We start from the raw sequence: 15,804 nt of genomic DNA on the forward strand, positions 1-15,804 counted from the left end.
CATAAAGCGGCGCGGTGGTACGAGCGGTGACACGTCGTCGATCCCGATCGGCCCTTTGGGCGTCCGCCTCAAATCCGCAGGCGAGGTTCTTTTGCTCCGACGCAAGAGGAACCCGCAGGCCCGCCTGCGTGAGGTCTCCGTCGCTTTGGCAGCGGGGGCGAAACGCCCCCGCCCCAGGCGAGGATCGTCACCCGAATGGGCGGAGACGAGGCGTTCGCATCGGCTCCGTGCGCTTGGCCGGGGACAGGCCCGCAGGGGTCGGCGGCGGCCTAGTGAATAGAGCCGTCATCGGGCTCGTCCCGATGCGCCCAGCAACCCCTTTCCTGTCTTCCGCCGGGCCTCTCCATCGCTTATAGGAGAGGCGCGTTCACAGCCCGATCAGCTTGAACGAAAGGCCTTCCTATGGCGAAATCCCTGGACGATGAACGCGCGGCCATTGCCGCAGACGAAGAGCGGCTGGCCGATCGCCGCAAGCGGCTCGCGGAACGCGAGCGCGATGCGGCGCTGGCGGCCCTCGACAAGGCGGGGCTGTTCAAGCTCCCGCTCGATAGGATCGAGGCCTTCGCCGCGCAGGTGAAGAAGCTCGGTTTCGAGGAAGTCACCAAGCGCCTCGCCGCCTGAAACGACCCTGCCGCGCCGACCGGCGCGGTACGGACGCGGGGGGCTCGATGCCCCCCGCGTCCGTCTGTCCCGAGCAGCAAAAAAGGAGAGGCCTTGCGGCCCCTCCCCTCGGTTTCAATATTCGTCCGACAGACCGCCCGGCACTGTGTGCACCACCCGGTCGACGAGCGTCATCGGCAGCGCGTCATAGTCGCCTTCGTCGATGCTGATGTAGCGGCCCTCGCTCTCCTGGATGACATGCTGGTCGAAGAAGCTGTGGAGCGCGCGGCGCTGTGCGCAGGCGACGGCGGCGAAGAAGGCGGCGTTGTCGGCGGCGGCGCTGGTCATCTGGGTCTGCATCGTCTTTCTCCTCTTGTCTTGAAGGACAGGGGAGTGGCCGTCGGCCGTCCGGGATCGGGTCAAGGACCGCCGGCATCGCCGGCGGCCGCGAAGCGGGCGACGAGGGTACCGATTTTGTCCTGGTTGCCGTGGAGCGAAGCGGAGCGGTGGCCAGGGCAAAATTGGGGGGACCGTCGATCCTTGAGGCGGTCCCGGACGGCTGACATCATGGGAGGTCTGTGAGAGATATTTTCCTCTCGTGGGGGCGCCCCGGCCGAGGCGAGCGGCCCGCGGACCGAAGGGTCCGCTTGGGGGTCGCGAGCGAGCCGGGCGAAACAGCGCGGAAATGGCCGGTGAAGCGGGAATCCGCAGCAACGGGCGGCGGTTCAGAGCGGGTTCATGGGCATCCCGTCAAGAAAAAGGCGACCCCTGCTAATGCAGGGATCGCCTCAAGTTTGGGTTGCTCGCAACAAAAGCCGCGAGTCCCTCGGGTCGCACCGTGTCTTTAGCATCAAAGGATGCAAGAATAGTTGGCGAATTGCGTCGGCTTTGGCAGCTATTTGCCTAAAGCATCAGGCGGGCGGGATCGCGACTTGCCGCCGCCGCGTCGAAGCCCCGCTGCCAGGCTTGATCTCTCGCGCTGCCCCGCCGGTAGCTGCTCCCGCCATGACCCATGACGAAGGCGCGCCAGCCGGCCTTTTCCGCTTCCCACAAGGCATCGACTGGCGCGGGGCCGAGCAACGTCAAAAGGTCGAGGCGCGGCGCGCGTTCGGGCTGCAAAGGACGTGCCCGGCGTGTCATCGTGCCCCGCCCTGCTCTGCCGATTCCGGCGCGCTCATACCGGCGCCGCCCGCGCCCTGCCCGCCGATTTCGAGCACAATGTCGCCGCTCATCGGCAGGCGGCGGGTGCGGATCTGTGCGCGCGTGAACTGCGCTTCTTCGAGGACCGCGATCACATCGGCGTCATAGTCGAAGAGCTTGGCGAGGGCGGCCAGGGCCAGCGTGTCGACGCGGGCGCTCAGCGTATAGTCGAGCGCGTGCTCGTCGCCCTCTTTCTGCCGCAGGAGGTCCAGACCCTGCCGGACCGCTTCGGCTTCGAGATAGGTGCGCAGGCGGGCATAGTGTCGCGCGGTGATGCGGGCCACGAGCGGGCGATATTGGATCGTGGACGCGGCGGCAGCAGTGCGAAACGGGATCGACATGGGAGCTCTCCTTGTCTGTTGGCTCGCGCCTTTCCACCCCTCTTTCCTTTGGGCTTTGCGGGCCGGTCTCCAGAGCCCTCCGATAGAGGTTTCAGGGTCGCCTTCGGCGCGGCGCGACGGGGTTCGATGCCCCGGCGCGCCGCCCTGCCAGACGAAAAGACGGAGGAGAGGCCCCGGCCTGAGCCGGAACCTCTCCGATGGGCTCACGCCCGCTTGGCCGTCCGCTGGTGGGCGAGATTGACGACGTGGAGCGGAACCCCCGCCTGGCGCAGCTTCTGGGCGAGGTTCATCTGGATGCCCGAGCCCTCGCAGATGACCGCTTCGACGGGCTTGAGGTTCACCAGCCGGTCGTTGCGGACGAAGGCGGCGCGGTTGCCCTGGCTGCGGTCCAGGCGGAACTGGATGACCTTGACGCCGCGAGCGGCGGCCCAGGCGTGGGCAATGGCATCGCAGCCCTTGGCCTGCGCGGTCGTGGCGAGGATCATCTCGGGGATACGCGTCTTGATGCGGTCGAGGCCCTTGTAGAGCAGGTCATGATCTTCCCAGACCTGGCCGCCAGAGAAGATGACCACCGGACCATCGGGCGCGAACTGTTCGCGGCGCGTCCGGGCGCGTCCTGCGAGATAATCGCGCGCGTCGATCATCGAGGCGCTGAGCGCGGAGGATGCCCGGCTGCCCTTGACAGGCGAGAAGGGCTTGCCGGTCTCGACCCGGTAGACTTCGGCGGCATGGTCGCGCATGCATTCCATCGCTTCGCGGCATCCCTGCAGCGTCTGGCAGAGCAGCTGCGTGTCCTCCAGTTCCGTCGCGTAGATTTCCGAGGGGTCGTAGTGGCGCGCGAGCTCCCCGAGCGCCTTGGCGGCGTCATCCTCGCGGCCCTCGATGCGCTTGGCCACGACATGGAAGCTGTTGGCAAAGCCCCACGCGAGATCGGCGGCATAGGCCTCCATCCTGGTGTCGCGCAGGACGTCGAACATCGTCTGCATCATCATGTCGACCGCGGCGCGGACCTGCTCCGGGTCGGGCATGTCGAGCGCTTCAGGCGCCTCGACGATGGAGAGCTTGGCCATCTCGCTATGCTCGATGAAGGCGGCTCCATAATTGCGGCTGGCGTCGTCATTGTCGCGGCTTGCGGCGATGAAGCTGGCGAGATCGGCGAAGTTGGTGAAGTTGGTCATGAGTGCCTCCGTGTGAGTGTCTCATCCGTTCGATGAGGCCCTCCTCCGGGCGTGCGGCGGTCAAGCTGGTCAGGGACGGCGACCGGTCTCCGGTCGCCGCCGCTTTGCGGGGAGTGGGGGAACCGATTTTGTCGGGGTCGGCACGGCACGCGGCGGCGCCGTCAAAATTGGGGGGACCGCTCATCCTTGACGAGCGCCGATCCCCGCACGCCACACTTGGACGACTAGAGAGAGATAAATAGAAAACTGGGGGATCCGGTTGGCACCCCGCAAGGTAATCGTCACCCGGCAGGGCGGAGACGCGGCGCAGGCGCGGCTCCGGGAGCGCCAGCGACTAGAGCGCCGGTCCCGGCCGGCGGCCGGGATGCGCCGCCCCCCTCCCTTTTACCGCGCCCCGCCGCGCCGGCGACGGGATATCCAACCCAGCTCGGACTATCGAGGATCGCCCTGCCCGCGAGATCGCTGGCGCGGGCCAGACCCGAGGGCTATTTTCGAGACCGGACGCCAGGGACTCGGGCGTCAAATGCGGGACACGAAGATCATGGTCAAAGGCAAGGGCAGCGAGCGCGCCGCGCGGGCGCTGTGCGAGGCGGAGGGCCTGGCTTGCGACATCCGCTTCGAGGGCGCGCCAATGTGGCAAAGCTTCCTGCCGCAGGTCCAGACCGTCCTTGCCGCGATCGCGGACCCGGGCGTGGCCCATGGCGAGGAATGGACGCGGATCATCGCCCATCCGCGGGCGCAGGCCGGGCCGCGCTGAGCGGCCGGCCCGGTATCCGACCTAGCCGCCGGGCCTGGCCGCGCGGTCGGTGTTGCGCTTGTCCGCGACATAGGCCTGGCCGTTGTCGCCCTTCATGATGTCGAAGAGGCCGGTCGCCTCGAAGAGCCGGGGGAAATTCTTGACCCCATAGTTGCGCGGATCGATCGGCGCCTGGCGCTTTACCGCGCTGCCGGCCGCCGCCATGTGCGCCCAGCCATCGTCGCGGGCCGCGGCCTCCACCGCGCCGCGCAGGGTGGTGATGAGCTTGCTGTCCTGCGCGAGCGACTTGGCGACCGGCGTCGTCGGCGCTTCTGGCGGAGCGGCAGGCGCGGCGGCAGTGGCAGGCCCATTGGCAGGCGCCGTCTTGCGGCGACCGCGTGGCTTGGGCTGCGCAGCGGCCGGAGCCTCGACCTCCGCTTCGGCAGGCGGGGTGCTGTCCTCGAGGCCGTCAAGGAAGAGGAAAGTGGTGCAGGCGTTGACGAAAGGCGTCGGCGTCTTGCGCTCGCCGAACCCGTAGACCTCATGGCCATTGGCCTTGAGCTGCATGATCAGCGGCGTGAAGTCGGCATCGCTCGACGCGATCGCAAAAGCGTCCAGGTCCTGTGTATAGAGCAGTTCCATCGCATCGATGACGAGCGCGATATCGGTGGCGTTCTTGCCGGTGGAATAGCTGAACTGCTGGATCGGACGGATCGCGAAATCGTGGAGCTTTCCGGTCCAGCCCTTGAGCGTCGTCGCCGCCCAGTTGCCATAGGCGCGGCGGATATTGGCAGTGCCATATTTGCTGAGCTCGGCGAGGATGGCGCCGATCTTGGCATGGCTCACATTGTCGGCATCGATGAGCAGCGCGATGCGGCGGCTGGGTGTGGCGGCGAGGGGCGTGTCGGGTTCCAAGAGCGGTCCTTTGCGCAAGAGTGCCGCAGGCGCGCGGGGGATGCGCACCTGCGGCCAGCGAAGGGCGGCGCATGGGCGCCGCCCGGCGCCTGTCAGAAGAAGTGGAGCCGGTCGGCGATGACCTCGGCGCCGTAGCGGGCGTTGCCGTCGCGGTCTTCCCAGCTCGAATAGTGCAGATAGCCCGAAATGGCGACGACGTCGCCCTTCTTGCGCGTGGCCGCCGCCTTGCCCTGGCCGTTGAAGCAGGTAACCTTGTGGAACTCGGTGGTCTTGGCCGTGTAGCCGGTCGCCTCGTCGATATAGGTCTTGCCGTCCTTGAGCTTGACCCGGTCGGTCGCGACGATGAGGGTGACGGGACCGTTGCCCGAGGGGGTCTGCGGATCCTTGGCGACGCGGCCGGTGAGATTGACTTCGTTCATGATGAGCCTCCTTGGGTTGCCGGCGTTCCTTCCCGCCGGTGACACCGATTGGCGGCGTGGGGCCGGGACTTGCACCGACGCGCGCAGCGCGGGAGGGGAACCTCTGAAAGGCGCTGGCGCGGGCCGCCGCGCAGCGGCAACACGGGCGCCTGGAACGGGGTTGCCGGGCCCGGTCCCCTCGCCGCAGGTGTCACGTCAACGGCGCGGAAGGGACGCTGGCAGCCCAGGCCGGCGGTGAACGGACAATCGTCAGGCCGCCCCCAGGATCGGCTCCCCTTGCGGCAATGGCCCTGGCACCCGGCGCGGCGGGCGAGGCTCATGCGCCGGCAGACCGGCCGGACGCGGGCGCAGGGCGAGCGACCAATGGCGCGCCGACGGGTTCCCTTGAGATACGATGCGGCCCCGGGGGCCCGGCGACCTTGCGCGAAGCAGGCGGCCCTCGCCCGCCCGGGCTATCGGCTTGGGCGGGAGCTCCGCATCGACGCCCGTGCGCGGTCAGGGTTGGACGATAGCCTCCGCCCAGGTGCCGAGCACAGCCTCATCGGCGGGGTTCTCGATGCGCACCTCGTCGAGCGTGACGGCGAGCAGGCACACCGGGCGCTGACCCGGCCCGGCGGCCTGGGTGCAGCGCAGGCTGCCGCCATCCGGAAGGCGGGCGACCCGGCCGATGAGCCGGATACGGAGCCCCTTCGGCCCGGGCGCTGCGTCCGGCGCCAAGCGCTTGACCAAGTCATAGGCCCGCCCGGCCCGCGCTGTATCGGTCCGTCCTGCCTCGCTGCGCCATTGCGCAAGGGCCAGCGTCTGCTCAGGCGGGAATAGGGGCGCAGATGCACCCTCGCTTGCAGCCGGCCCGGGAGGAACGGGCGGACAGGTTTCGGCGCTAGACCAGGGCCGCTCGATCCAGAAGCCCTCGAGCCGGGCGTGCCCGGCCGCTTCCCCCGCCCTGGCGTCGACGCCCGTATCCCCTTCGCCGCTCGTCCCGTCCCCGCCCTTATCCGGAGCAAGCCCCCAGTCGGCCAGCGACCAGCCGGCGGGCGCGACATGAACGCGCAGGGTCTGCTGCGCGGCATCATAGCGCCAGCGCAAGGGCGCGGCGCTGTCGGCAGCGGCAGGCCCGGCACAGCCGAAGGGGAGAACGAGCTCGAACCGCTTGCCCTGCAGGCCGATCGGCAGCGCCTGCCCCGATGCGGCGGCATCGGCCGCCTTGGCGGCGAGCGCGAGGAGGTCCGCGCGGCCCAGAATATGCGGCGGTTCAGGCGGAGCCGCCGGCGACGGCGGCGCGGACTGGATCGCGGGCGGCGGCGCGCTGTCTGGCCTGGGCGACGTGCCGCGCCCGAGCAGGAATCCCCCGCCCGCCAGCGCGAGCGCGGCCACGAGGCCGCCGGCAATGGCAAGACGGCTGGTCCTGAGATTGGGCTCGCGCATGTCCTGGTGATACCAAATTGCAAGGCCGGCTCCACCCCGCCCGGCCTGTTTCTTTTGGCCGGACGTTGACAGGGGCGGACCTGGGTTCGAGGCAGGGACGCGATGACGATCGATCAAATTCTCACCTTGCTCGTGCTGGTCGGCGTGGTCGGCGTGATGATCTGGGACCGGCTGCGTGCCGACGTCGTGGCGCTTGCGGGCGCGGCGATCCTCCTCATGACCGGGGTCGTGCGGCCGGTGGACGTACAGGGCGCTTTCGCCAGTCCCGCCATCATCGCCCTCGCCTCGCTGTTCGTCATTGCCTATGCGCTGGAGCTCTCAGGCCTGCTCGACCGGGCCATCGAACTCGGCGTCGGTCTCTGCCGGCGCCTGGGCGCCAAGGGCGTATGGCTGCTCCTGTCGATGATCGGCGGCCTCTCCTGTTTTCTCAATTCGACGCCGATCGTGGTGCTGGGCGCACCGGTGATCCGCGATATCGCACGCACCCTGGGACAGTCGCCCAAGCGCTATCTGATGCCGCTCTCGTACATCACCGTGCTCACCGGCTGCTGCACGCTGGTAGGCACTTCGACGAACCTTCTCGTCGACGACATGGCGAGCATAGCGGGGCAAGCGCGCTTCGGCATTTTCGAGATCACGCCCGTGGGCCTGCCGATCGCCCTGGTCGGCGGGCTCTATCTCTATTTCGTCAGCGGCCGGCTGCTGCGGGCGCATGAGGGCGACGAGCGGGACCGCGAGCCTGGGCCGCTCGAACCCATCCATATCGGCAATGCCCAGGTCGGCGACGCGACGCTGTTCGCGCAAAAGCGCCCCTTCCAACCGCTCAAGGCCGCGATGGCCTTTGCCATCTTTGCCGGCGCGATCGCGCTGGCGGCGTTCGGGGTCGCACCGATCGCGGCGACGGCGCTCAGCGGCGCGGTCCTTCTGATCCTGCTGCGCGTGATCAGCGCCGACGAGGCCTATGGCGGATTGCGTCCGGAAATCCTGATCCTCATAGCGGGCATGGTGGTGATTGGCATCGCTATGGAATCGAGCGGGCTGGCGGGCGAGGCCTCGGAGTTCCTGATTTCCAGCGTCCACGGGCTGAGCCCGCTCGTCGCGCTGATCGTCCTCTACTTCGCCACGATGGTGCTGACCGAGCTTCTGTCCAACGCGACCGTGGCGGTGCTCGTGACGCCTGTCGCCGTGGCGCTGGCCGACAGTCTCGGCGTCAGCCCACGGCCCTTTCTGGTCGGGGTCATGATGGCCGCGAGCGCCGCCTTCGCGACCCCCTTCGGCTACCAGACCAATGTCATCGTCTACCAGATGGCGGGCTATCGCTATATGGACTTCGTCCGGGTCGGCCTGCCGCTCAACCTCCTGACGGCGACCGTGGCGATCCTCGCGATCCAGGCCTTTTTTCCGTTCTGAGCCGGACTGGATCGGCTCTTTCCAGCCGAAACAAAGACAGGACCCGCTGCGCGGGGGAGCGCGGCGGATCCTGCCAGGGGCTTTCCGCGCCGGAGGCGCGGCGCGGAAAGGGAAGAGGATGGTTGCGGTCAGTCGGCGGTTTCGACCGCGCGCTGGCGACGGCCGCGGCGGCCCTGGGCGGGCGCCTGCGCGTCATCACCGCCAAAATCGTCGCCCGCGGTCGAGGCGCCCAGCCCTTCGGGCTCGCGCTGTCCGGCCTGGGAGGCGTCGTCGCCCGGCAGCGGCGGCAGGCCGTCATCGGCGGGCATCGCCATTTCGGCGGGGAGTTCGCGGCGGCGCGAGGGGCGCGACCAGACGACATTGTAGGAGCCGTCCTGCTGCTGGAACAGCGAGACATAGAGCGGCTGAGCGAAGCTCGGATCCTCGATCTTGCCGTTGTAGAAGATGAGGCCGCTTTCGCGCGAGGCGAGCTCGAACAGCGCGCCGACGCGGACCCAGGCGCGCGCAGCCGACAGCGCCATCACCTCGAATTTGGGCGCGTTGGGATTGGCCGAGTGGACCGGGCGGAGCGCGATGGTGAGCTCGACGGTCAGGGTGGAGACACGGCCGACGAGGTGGCCGGCGGCGTTCTTGGCGATGGAACCGATGTTCATGGGACTTCTCCTTGGAAAGCGTCCTCGAACCCCTTGTCCGGGACGCCAGTCCTCTCTCCCCCTCCTCTCCTCGGCCGCTGGGCCGAGCAGGCGCCGCCAGGCGCCCATCATCGCCAGCCCCTTTGGCGGGCGATGGCCCGATCAGATGAGCGGCGCGGGCATGGCCAGCCATTCGGGCTGGTCGTCGGTGATTGGGATGTCCAGGCGTGACGCCTCGGCCTCGGAGAAGATGCTTGCATCGGCGAGCCGCCCGAACCCGGCCTCGCGGTTCCAGAAGCTGAGCCCATGGGTCGCATGACGCGTGACCAGCACATAGCCGTCCGCGCCTTCCTCGATCGCGCGCCCGATCGCCCGGTCCAGGAGCGCGCTGCTATGGCCGAAGCTGACGCCCTGCTCGGTAATCGCAACATAGCCACCGCCAAATTGGCCGGGCACGAGGCGATCGCAATCGAGCGAGAATTCGAAACCGAACGGCAGGGCGGATTTGGCGGCGGCGAAGAGAAGGTGTCCGACGGCGTCGATGGCGAACTGCTCCCCGGCAAAGTGCAGGTGGACACGGCCCTCGCTGCGGGGCTCGCATCGGGACAGATCGCAGTCGAACGTCGGATAGGTGGGATCGACAAACAGAGCCGGGAACGTCTCGAACGGATCGTCGCCGCCCGGGGGAAAAGCCGTAGCAAAGGCCGGACCCAGGCCCGAATAGGCCGAAAGGCGCGCCGCCGGCTCGTCCCCGAGATCGCCGAGCAGATCGCTCGCTGCAAAGGCGCAGTCGATGAGCGCGGCCTCGGCGGGCGTGACTTCGATGAGGAAGCTCGCCTTGAGATAGTTGTTCGCCATGATCGTCTCCTTATGGTGAGAAAAGTGCAGGCCCGCTGGCCGCACGCGCAGTGCCGGGCTCGTCGCCCGGCTGAACAAAATGGGAGGAAGATCCTATGCAGGCGTGGATAGCCGCGCTCTCGACCTATTCCGCGACGCGCGAGACGATCCTCCAGCATCGATTTCTCGCCGATGTCGGCGGCGAGCTATGGCGCCGCGGCGAGTTCGATTTTTCGGTCTCGCACAGCGAGGTCGACAATAGCGGCTATGACCTCATCATCGAGGCGCGCGGCATAATGCGGCATGTCCAGCTCAAGGCGATGCATGGACAGGCCAGACGGCGCAGCTTCGACATTCAGACCCGGTTGGGCGCCAAGCCCAATGGCTGCGCCGTGCTGATCCGGCATGATGCGCGCAGCCTCGCGGTCGAGGCCTATCGCTGGTTCGGCGCACCGCCCGGCCAAGGCCTGCCACCGTTAGGGGAGAAGGTCACCCGCCATGCCAAGGGCAATGCGCTCGGCCATAAGGCGGACCGGCCGGCGCTGCGCGAGGTGCCACTCGCGCGCTTTGCGCCCGTCAGCGATATCGCGGCGCTGGTGGTTCTGATGTTTGGGCCCTGGCCCGAGGCGGGTTAGGCCGCGTTCGCGGCCTGGGGCGCGTGCCAGCGCGCGATGATCGCCTGCATCTCGTCGCCATAGCCGAGCGCATCGATATAGAGGGCGCCCGGATGCTGGGCGAGAAAGCCCACGATCGCCGCCATGTCGCGCGCCACGGCCGTGTCCAGCGCGAACAGGTCGGCGACCGGGAAGTCGCCCAGCTCGGGTCCGTTCCACCAGGCCATGAGAAAGCGGGCGACCCGCCGCGCCTGCCCGGTATCGGACAGGGCGAGGGGAACGAGCCGGTCGAGCGCGGCCAGCGCGCTGCTGCGGTCGGTGGGAATCGTTGTCATGATGATACTGTCTCATCAAAGCCCGGCCGGGCCAAGGGCTCTTGGGGAAAGGAGCGGCATCCCCCACGACGAGCGGCGGCACAACGAAGTCGGCCGCATCGAAATAGGCGAGCACGGCGTCGAAGCTTGCCAGGCGTTCGAGCGCCGCGCGGCCGATCACGACATAATCGTCTTCGTCGACCGGGTAGGAGATGGGTTCGTCTGGCCGATCTGGGCGCAGTCCTCATTCGCCGGCGCCGCGCCGATATCAAAGATGCTGAACATGAAATCCTCCGGGGGATTGGGGGGCCTGGCGTCTGACGGCAGACCCGCGCTGGGAGCGGATCTAGTCGATCGCGCCGAAGATTTTCGCGGCCTCGGGATGGTCGCCGGCATAGTCGCGCAGGCGGTGGTAGGCCTCGGCGAGATGATCGTCTTCGACCTCGAAGGAGAGGTGCGAAAAGGCGAAGAGCGTGGCGATGATGCCCGCAGCGTCGGCGGAGACGGTGCCCTCATAGCCGTTGCTGTTGCAGCAGATGCGATAGGCCGGTCGTCCGGCGGGGACGAGATAAAGCGGGTGCCCCGCCCGTTCCATGAACTGCCAGTAGCCGCCGCCATAATCGGCCGAGAGCCACTGCAGGAAGGAATAGACCAGCGTCTCGCCCTGGAAGAAATGACGGCGGCCAAAAAGTGCAGGGAGAAATGCGCCGCGCCGCGCGTCGGGTACGAGGGTTGCGGCGTTGCAGGGGGCATCGGCGATAGCGGGGAGAGTGTCTGTCATGGGGAACTCCGACAAAGGGACCGGCCCGGACGCTCCTTTTTGCGGCAGGACCATCATCACCGCTCCCCCTCCCCTTCACAGCGCCGCGCGAGCGGCGGCAGGACGACAGGGCCCGCTTCGCAGGCGTGCGAGGCGAACCCTGTCGGGGGCAGAGGCGATGGCGATCAGTCGGCGAAGGCAGGCGGGGCCGAGCTGGCGCCCAGCCCGTCGGGTTCGCTCTGTCCGGCCTGGGAGGCGTCGTTGCCCGGCAGCGGCGGCAGGCCATCATCGGCGGGCATCGCCATTTCGGCAGGGAGTTCGCGGCGGCGCGAGGGGCGCGACCAGACGACATTGTAGGAGCCGTCCTGCTGCTGGAACAGCGAGACGTAGAGCGGCTGGGCGAAGCTCGGATCCTCGATCTTGCCGTTGTAGAAGATGAGGCCGCTCTCGCGCGAGGCGAGCTCGAACAGCGCGCCGACACGGACCCAGGCGCGCGCAGCCGACAGCGCCATCACCTCGAACTTGGGCGCGTTGGGATTGGCCGAGTGGACCGGGCGGAGCGCAATGGTGAGCTCGACGGTCAGGGTGGAGACACGGCCGACCAGGTGGCCGGCGGCGTTCTTGGCGATGGAACCGATGTTCATGGGACTTCTCCTTGGAAAGCGTCCTCGAACCCCTTGTCCGGGACGCCAGTCCCTCACCCCCTCCTCTCCTCGGCCGCTGGGCCGAGCAGGCGCCGTCAGGCGCCCATCATCGCCAGCCACTTCGGCGGGCGATGGCGCGTTCGAACCGAACCGGAAAAGATGCGGCTCCATCCTGGGCGCCCCGACCGTCCTCGGCCTCGGAGCTCACGGCGCGCGCAGGTGACCCCGGCGGGGATGACCGCGTGGCGGGCCAGCGACAAGCTCGCGCACCGATCCGGGCGCGCGAGGCCGTCTCGGGGCTAGTGCGGCCTAGCGGCCCCGCGCGGCGAGCAGATTGGCGACGATCGCGGCATTGTAGGCGCGGTAGGCGCTCTGCACCATGGCCGTCCAGCGCGGCAGATCCACGACCACATTGGCCGCATCGTTCGGGTTCCATTCGCCATAGTCTCCTGCCGTCGACATCGAGGAGGCGCCTGCCGACCCGGTGAAGGCGCCATCCATGACGACGTCGCGCGAGAGGGTCATGGCGGTCGGGCCGGCTATGCCCACCGCCTGGCCGACCTGGATGTTGACCGGCGAGGGCATGCGGATCGCGAACTGGGTGTCGATGTCGACGCTGGCGCGGCGCGAACCGGCGAGCGTGCGGCTCGTGCGCGCATCGGCATCGGCGAAATCGATCGTGAGCGAGGGCGACACGAAGGCCGCGCCCAGGCTCAGCGCCGGCTTGCTCAGCTTGTTGCCCTTGCCAAGGGTCGCGAGCATGCCGAAGCCGCCGACCTTGCCCGCGCTCTGGTAAAGATCGGTGAGCGGCGCCGCGTCGGCGCCGACGCTGACATAGGCCTTCTTGACGCCCGATCCGATGACCATGCCGCCGTCGCGGTTCGCGTCGCGATTGCCCGGGAGCAGCGTGACGCCGGCGGTCCGGGTCACCTCTGCGATGGTCGCGTCATCGACGATGGGAATGCCCGCGGCGGTCAGCTGCGCCTTGAGATCGGCATGGGCCTCGTTGGCGAGGCGGCGCATCGTCGCTTCATCGACGCCGACCAGCGTGGCGCCCGCCCGGGCCTTGGTGCCGACGCTGGCATTGGCCGAGGCGCGCTGCCCGGTTACGAAATTGATCGCATAGGAGAGAACGGCGATCTTGTTGTCCTTGAGGCCATAGCTGTTCGGCTTCGAAAGCCTGACCTGCGGGGCACCCGCCTGATCCTGGGCTAGTGCCGGCGCGGCGGCCAGACATAGTGCGGCAGATACGAGCATCCATTTACGCATGAAGCGTCCCCTCCTGTTAAGACGAGGAGAGAATTTCTAAGAAAAACACCGCGCGTCAAGTCGCGGCGGCGCTCGCTCCATTCAGTGCTGCGAGCCGAACAGGATTCGCTTGACCTCGATCTGGTGCGCGCCGTCGCGCTGCCCGGCGGCTGCGTCCATGTCTGCGCGCAGACGTCTGGCCAGATCATCCGGTATAAGCGCATAGGGCGCGACAAGCGCGATGGCGGCCTCGGGATCGAGCAGTTCGCCCGGTTCGGTGCCGACCCACAGCAGGATTTCGCCATCCTCATCCCCCTCCTCATTATCGTCCCAGACGCTCTCGGCCTCGGGATCGTCGGCCTCGGGGGTATGCGAGAAGACCTGCGCGAAGAGGGTCTGGAGCGGGCGGTCGAAACCGACGACGGCGCGCAGCACCTCTGGGCACTCGGGGCGGGGCGGAAGCCTATGACGGCTCATGATTTTGTCCTCCTCGCAAGTTGCTTGAATGGTTGGCGCTGCGACATCGCCGCCATATCTTCCCAGGTTCAACCCCAAGAAGGAGACAGCCATGGGCAAAGCCACCGAAGGGCATATCGATATCGGCATCGACGAGAAGGACCGCGCGGCCATCGCCGAAGGTCTCTCCCGTCTCTTGGCCGACACCTATACGCTCTACCTCACCACCCACAATTTCCATTGGAACGTGACCGGCCCGATGTTCAACACGCTCCATGACATGTTCATGGTGCAATATACCGAGCTGTGGAACTCGGTCGATCTCATCGCCGAGCGCATTCGTTCGCTGGGACACAAGGCGCCGGGCTCCTACGCGCAGTTCAGCGAACTGGCATCGATCGACGATGCGCCCGCCGATCCGCCCAAGGCGCTCGACATGGTCGCCATCCTGGTGACGGGCCATGAGGCGGTGGCGCGCACCGCGCGCTCGATCTTCCCCCTGGCTGACAAGGCGAGCGACGAGCCCACCGCCGATCTTTTGACCCAGCGGCTGACCGTGCACGAAAAGACGGCCTGGATGCTACGCTCGCTGTTGCAGAACTAAGCGACTGACCGTTATCCGATAGGGTGCCCGGCCTCTGTGCGCCCTGTCGGACGAGGCGGCTCCTAATCTGCTCGGCCTGGGAAACTTAAACTGTCCCCGGGGGTTTGTCCGTCATACCTGCCCAGCGTCCGGCGTGGGCGGGTTCACCGACATGACCAGTGACAGGAGCTCCCATGCCCAGGAAACCCGCGACCGATACCGCTGTGATCGTTCCGGCCGACATCGCTCCGGGGAAGCCGGTGTCCGGGGAATCCCGGCAGAAGGCCTCGCCCGTGCCTCCCGACGCACAGCTGTCCGAAAGCTATGCTGAAAAACAGGGCGACGGCGGCGAGACCCATCAGGTCGCGGCCGACGGCGCGCCGGCGCTCACCACGAGCCAAGGGGTTCCGGTCGCCGACGATCAGAACAGCCTGAAGCAAGGCGCGCGCGGTCCGACGCTGCTCGAGGATTTTCATTTTCGCGAGAAGATCTTTCACTTCGACCATGAGCGGATCCCCGAGCGCGTGGTCCATGCCCGCGGCTATGGCGCGCACGGCTTTTTCGAGCTGACCGACAGCCTCGCCGACATCAGCCGGGCGGACATCTTCCAGCGCGTGGGCGAGCGCACGCCCGCCTTCGTTCGCTTCTCGACCGTGGCGGGCTCGAAGGGTTCGTTCGACCTGGCGCGTGACGTGCGCGGCTTCGCGGTCAAGCTCTATACCAAGGAAGGCAACTGGGATCTGGTCGGCAACAACATCCCGGTCTTCTTCATCCAGGATGCGATCAAGTTTCCCGACCTCGTCCATGCGGCAAAGCCCGAACCCGACCGCGCCTTCCCGCAGGCGCAGACCGCCCATGACAATTTCTGGGATTTCATCAGCCTGACCCCGAATCCATGCACATGATCATGTGGGCCATGTCGGACCGGGCGATCCCGCGTTCATTCCGCACGATGGAGGGCTTTGGCGTCCATACCTTCCGGCTTGTCAGCGCCGAGGGCAAGTCGACCTTCGTCAAGTTCCACTGGAAGCCCAAGCAGGGCCTGCAGTCGGTGCTGTGGAACGAGGCGGTCAAGATCAACGGCGCCGACCCGGACTTTCATCGCCGCGATCTGTGGGAAGCGATCAATGGCGGTGACTTTCCCGAATGGGAGCTCGGCGTCCAGCTGTTCGACCAGGCGTTCGCCGACCAGTTCGATTTCGACGTGCTCGACGCGACCAAGATCATTCCCGAAGAGATACTGCCCGTCCGGGTCGTGGGCCGTCTGGTGCTCGACCGGGTGGTCGACAATTTCTTCGCCGAGACCGAACAGGTTGCTTTCTGCACGCAGAATGTCGTGCCGGGTATCGACTTCACCAACGACCCGCTGCTCCAGGGGCGTAATTTCTCCTACCTCGATACTCAGCTCAAGCGCTTGGGCTCGCCCAATTTCACGCATATCCCGATCAACGCGCCCAAATGCCCCGTCGCCCATTTCCAGCAGGACGGTCAT

General features: G+C 67.5%; 19 protein-coding genes and 1 pseudogene. 6 read left to right on the forward strand and 14 right to left on the reverse strand.

What is annotated here, in order from left to right; genetic code table 11:
• The first annotated feature begins 402 nt into the window (after positions 1 to 402).
• Positions 403 to 621, forward strand: coding sequence for a hypothetical protein (locus CJD35_RS18940; RefSeq protein ID WP_008829876.1), 219 nt, complete (start codon positions 403 to 405; stop codon positions 619 to 621).
• 114 nt (positions 622 to 735) lie between these two features.
• On the opposite strand, the gene CJD35_RS18945 is transcribed toward CJD35_RS18940, so the two are convergent.
• The 4 genes from CJD35_RS18945 to CJD35_RS18960 form a co-directional block, all read right to left on the reverse strand.
• Positions 736 to 960 (reverse strand): hypothetical protein, encoded by a 225-nt coding sequence (locus CJD35_RS18945; RefSeq protein ID WP_011950492.1) that lies wholly within the window; start codon positions 958 to 960, stop codon positions 736 to 738.
• A gap of 543 nt (positions 961 to 1,503) precedes the next feature.
• Complete coding sequence (locus CJD35_RS18950; RefSeq protein WP_235682170.1) at positions 1,504 to 1,740, reverse strand: hypothetical protein; 237 nt, start codon at positions 1,738 to 1,740, stop codon at positions 1,504 to 1,506.
• Positions 1,737 to 2,141, reverse strand: coding sequence for a hypothetical protein (locus CJD35_RS18955; RefSeq protein WP_095687429.1), 405 nt, complete (start codon positions 2,139 to 2,141; stop codon positions 1,737 to 1,739). Before CJD35_RS18955 ends, CJD35_RS18950 begins: the two co-directional genes overlap by 4 nt.
• 203 nt (positions 2,142 to 2,344) lie before the next feature.
• A complete protein-coding gene (locus CJD35_RS18960; RefSeq protein WP_095687430.1) occupies positions 2,345 to 3,319 on the reverse strand; it encodes a DUF2493 domain-containing protein in 975 nt (324 codons plus the stop codon).
• Between the two features lie 523 nt (positions 3,320 to 3,842).
• On the opposite strand from CJD35_RS18960, the gene CJD35_RS18965 reads away from it, so the two are divergent.
• Positions 3,843 to 4,076 (forward strand): hypothetical protein, encoded by a 234-nt coding sequence (locus CJD35_RS18965; protein WP_244917319.1) that lies wholly within the window; start codon positions 3,843 to 3,845, stop codon positions 4,074 to 4,076.
• Positions 4,077 to 4,097: 21 nt separating this feature from the next.
• Here CJD35_RS18965 and CJD35_RS18970 read toward each other — a convergent pair whose 3' ends face one another.
• From CJD35_RS18970 to CJD35_RS18980, 3 genes are all read right to left on the reverse strand, one after another.
• A complete protein-coding gene (locus tag CJD35_RS18970) occupies positions 4,098 to 4,970 on the reverse strand; it encodes an NYN domain-containing protein (RefSeq protein ID WP_095687503.1) in 873 nt (290 codons plus the stop codon).
• Between the two features lie 92 nt (positions 4,971 to 5,062).
• On the reverse strand, positions 5,063 to 5,389 hold the full coding sequence (locus tag CJD35_RS18975) for a single-stranded DNA-binding protein (protein WP_008829869.1): 327 nt from the start codon (positions 5,387 to 5,389) through the stop codon (positions 5,063 to 5,065).
• Between the two features lie 495 nt (positions 5,390 to 5,884).
• A complete protein-coding gene (locus CJD35_RS18980; RefSeq protein ID WP_095687431.1) occupies positions 5,885 to 6,814 on the reverse strand; it encodes a hypothetical protein in 930 nt (309 codons plus the stop codon).
• A 102-nt stretch (positions 6,815 to 6,916) separates the two neighbouring features.
• On the opposite strand from CJD35_RS18980, the gene CJD35_RS18985 reads away from it, so the two are divergent.
• A complete protein-coding gene (locus CJD35_RS18985) occupies positions 6,917 to 8,224 on the forward strand; it encodes an SLC13 family permease (RefSeq protein ID WP_095687432.1) in 1,308 nt (435 codons plus the stop codon).
• Positions 8,225 to 8,352: 128 nt separating this feature from the next.
• Here CJD35_RS18985 and CJD35_RS18990 read toward each other — a convergent pair whose 3' ends face one another.
• Positions 8,353 to 8,877: a DUF736 domain-containing protein gene (locus CJD35_RS18990; protein ID WP_095687433.1), complete on the reverse strand. Its 525-nt coding sequence runs from the start codon at positions 8,875 to 8,877 to the stop codon at positions 8,353 to 8,355.
• Between the two features lie 141 nt (positions 8,878 to 9,018).
• Positions 9,019 to 9,714 (reverse strand): hypothetical protein, encoded by a 696-nt coding sequence (locus tag CJD35_RS18995; RefSeq protein ID WP_095687434.1) that lies wholly within the window; start codon positions 9,712 to 9,714, stop codon positions 9,019 to 9,021.
• Between the two features lie 95 nt (positions 9,715 to 9,809).
• Between CJD35_RS18995 and CJD35_RS19000 the strand changes: the two genes are divergently transcribed.
• On the forward strand, positions 9,810 to 10,328 hold the full coding sequence (locus tag CJD35_RS19000) for a hypothetical protein (RefSeq protein WP_095687435.1): 519 nt from the start codon (positions 9,810 to 9,812) through the stop codon (positions 10,326 to 10,328).
• Here the strand turns inward: CJD35_RS19000 and CJD35_RS19005 are convergent.
• From CJD35_RS19005 to CJD35_RS19030, 5 genes are all read right to left on the reverse strand, one after another.
• Positions 10,325 to 10,642, reverse strand: a complete 318-nt coding sequence (locus CJD35_RS19005; RefSeq protein ID WP_095687436.1) for a DUF7673 family protein — start codon at positions 10,640 to 10,642, stop codon at positions 10,325 to 10,327. The two genes, CJD35_RS19000 and CJD35_RS19005, sit on opposite strands and share 4 nt — an antisense overlap.
• Before the next feature lie 325 nt (positions 10,643 to 10,967).
• On the reverse strand, positions 10,968 to 11,402 hold the full coding sequence (locus tag CJD35_RS19015) for an antirestriction protein (RefSeq protein ID WP_048938254.1): 435 nt from the start codon (positions 11,400 to 11,402) through the stop codon (positions 10,968 to 10,970).
• A 164-nt stretch (positions 11,403 to 11,566) separates the two neighbouring features.
• Positions 11,567 to 12,025 carry a DUF736 domain-containing protein gene (locus tag CJD35_RS19020; protein WP_095687437.1) on the reverse strand — a complete coding sequence of 153 codons (459 nt, stop codon included), beginning with the start codon at positions 12,023 to 12,025 and terminating at the stop codon, positions 11,567 to 11,569.
• Positions 12,026 to 12,334: 309 nt separating this feature from the next.
• A complete protein-coding gene (locus CJD35_RS19025) occupies positions 12,335 to 13,294 on the reverse strand; it encodes a hypothetical protein (protein ID WP_095687438.1) in 960 nt (319 codons plus the stop codon).
• An 81-nt stretch (positions 13,295 to 13,375) separates the two neighbouring features.
• Complete coding sequence (locus tag CJD35_RS19030) at positions 13,376 to 13,750, reverse strand: hypothetical protein (protein WP_095687439.1); 375 nt, start codon at positions 13,748 to 13,750, stop codon at positions 13,376 to 13,378.
• A 91-nt stretch (positions 13,751 to 13,841) separates the two neighbouring features.
• Between CJD35_RS19030 and CJD35_RS19035 the strand changes: the two genes are divergently transcribed.
• Positions 13,842 to 14,333 carry a Dps family protein gene (locus CJD35_RS19035; RefSeq protein ID WP_048938256.1) on the forward strand — a complete coding sequence of 164 codons (492 nt, stop codon included), beginning with the start codon at positions 13,842 to 13,844 and terminating at the stop codon, positions 14,331 to 14,333.
• 173 nt (positions 14,334 to 14,506) lie between these two features.
• Positions 14,507 to 15,795, forward strand: a pseudogene (gene katE, locus CJD35_RS23180) (catalase); the annotation flags it as partial.
• Positions 15,796 to 15,804: the final 9 nt, after the last annotated feature.

Origin of the sequence: Sphingobium xenophagum (genome assembly GCF_002288285.1) — a bacterium.
Lineage (GTDB): Bacteria > Pseudomonadota > Alphaproteobacteria > Sphingomonadales > Sphingomonadaceae > Sphingobium > Sphingobium xenophagum.

What these genes read in the sequence shown, in the direction of transcription:
- CJD35_RS18940 (WP_008829876.1), top strand. Translation starts at nt 403, where the DNA reads ATGGCGAAATCCCTGGACGATGAACGCGCGGCCATTGCCGCAGACGAA.
- CJD35_RS18945 (WP_011950492.1), bottom strand. Translation starts at nt 960, where the DNA reads ATGCAGACCCAGATGACCAGCGCCGCCGCCGACAACGCCGCCTTCTTC.
- CJD35_RS18950 (WP_235682170.1), bottom strand. Translation starts at nt 1,740, where the DNA reads ATGACACGCCGGGCACGTCCTTTGCAGCCCGAACGCGCGCCGCGCCTC.
- CJD35_RS18955 (WP_095687429.1), bottom strand. Translation starts at nt 2,141, where the DNA reads ATGTCGATCCCGTTTCGCACTGCTGCCGCCGCGTCCACGATCCAATAT.
- CJD35_RS18960 (WP_095687430.1), bottom strand. Translation starts at nt 3,319, where the DNA reads ATGACCAACTTCACCAACTTCGCCGATCTCGCCAGCTTCATCGCCGCA.
- CJD35_RS18965 (WP_244917319.1), top strand. Translation starts at nt 3,843, where the DNA reads ATGCGGGACACGAAGATCATGGTCAAAGGCAAGGGCAGCGAGCGCGCC.
- CJD35_RS18975 (WP_008829869.1), bottom strand. Translation starts at nt 5,389, where the DNA reads ATGAACGAAGTCAATCTCACCGGCCGCGTCGCCAAGGATCCGCAGACC.
- CJD35_RS18980 (WP_095687431.1), bottom strand. Translation starts at nt 6,814, where the DNA reads ATGCGCGAGCCCAATCTCAGGACCAGCCGTCTTGCCATTGCCGGCGGC.
- CJD35_RS18985 (WP_095687432.1), top strand. Translation starts at nt 6,917, where the DNA reads ATGACGATCGATCAAATTCTCACCTTGCTCGTGCTGGTCGGCGTGGTC.
- CJD35_RS18990 (WP_095687433.1), bottom strand. Translation starts at nt 8,877, where the DNA reads ATGAACATCGGTTCCATCGCCAAGAACGCCGCCGGCCACCTCGTCGGC.
- CJD35_RS18995 (WP_095687434.1), bottom strand. Translation starts at nt 9,714, where the DNA reads ATGGCGAACAACTATCTCAAGGCGAGCTTCCTCATCGAAGTCACGCCC.
- CJD35_RS19000 (WP_095687435.1), top strand. Translation starts at nt 9,810, where the DNA reads ATGCAGGCGTGGATAGCCGCGCTCTCGACCTATTCCGCGACGCGCGAG.
- CJD35_RS19005 (WP_095687436.1), bottom strand. Translation starts at nt 10,642, where the DNA reads ATGACAACGATTCCCACCGACCGCAGCAGCGCGCTGGCCGCGCTCGAC.
- CJD35_RS19015 (WP_048938254.1), bottom strand. Translation starts at nt 11,402, where the DNA reads ATGACAGACACTCTCCCCGCTATCGCCGATGCCCCCTGCAACGCCGCA.
- CJD35_RS19020 (WP_095687437.1), bottom strand. Translation starts at nt 12,025, where the DNA reads ATGAACATCGGTTCCATCGCCAAGAACGCCGCCGGCCACCTGGTCGGC.
- CJD35_RS19025 (WP_095687438.1), bottom strand. Translation starts at nt 13,294, where the DNA reads ATGCGTAAATGGATGCTCGTATCTGCCGCACTATGTCTGGCCGCCGCG.
- CJD35_RS19030 (WP_095687439.1), bottom strand. Translation starts at nt 13,750, where the DNA reads ATGAGCCGTCATAGGCTTCCGCCCCGCCCCGAGTGCCCAGAGGTGCTG.
- CJD35_RS19035 (WP_048938256.1), top strand. Translation starts at nt 13,842, where the DNA reads ATGGGCAAAGCCACCGAAGGGCATATCGATATCGGCATCGACGAGAAG.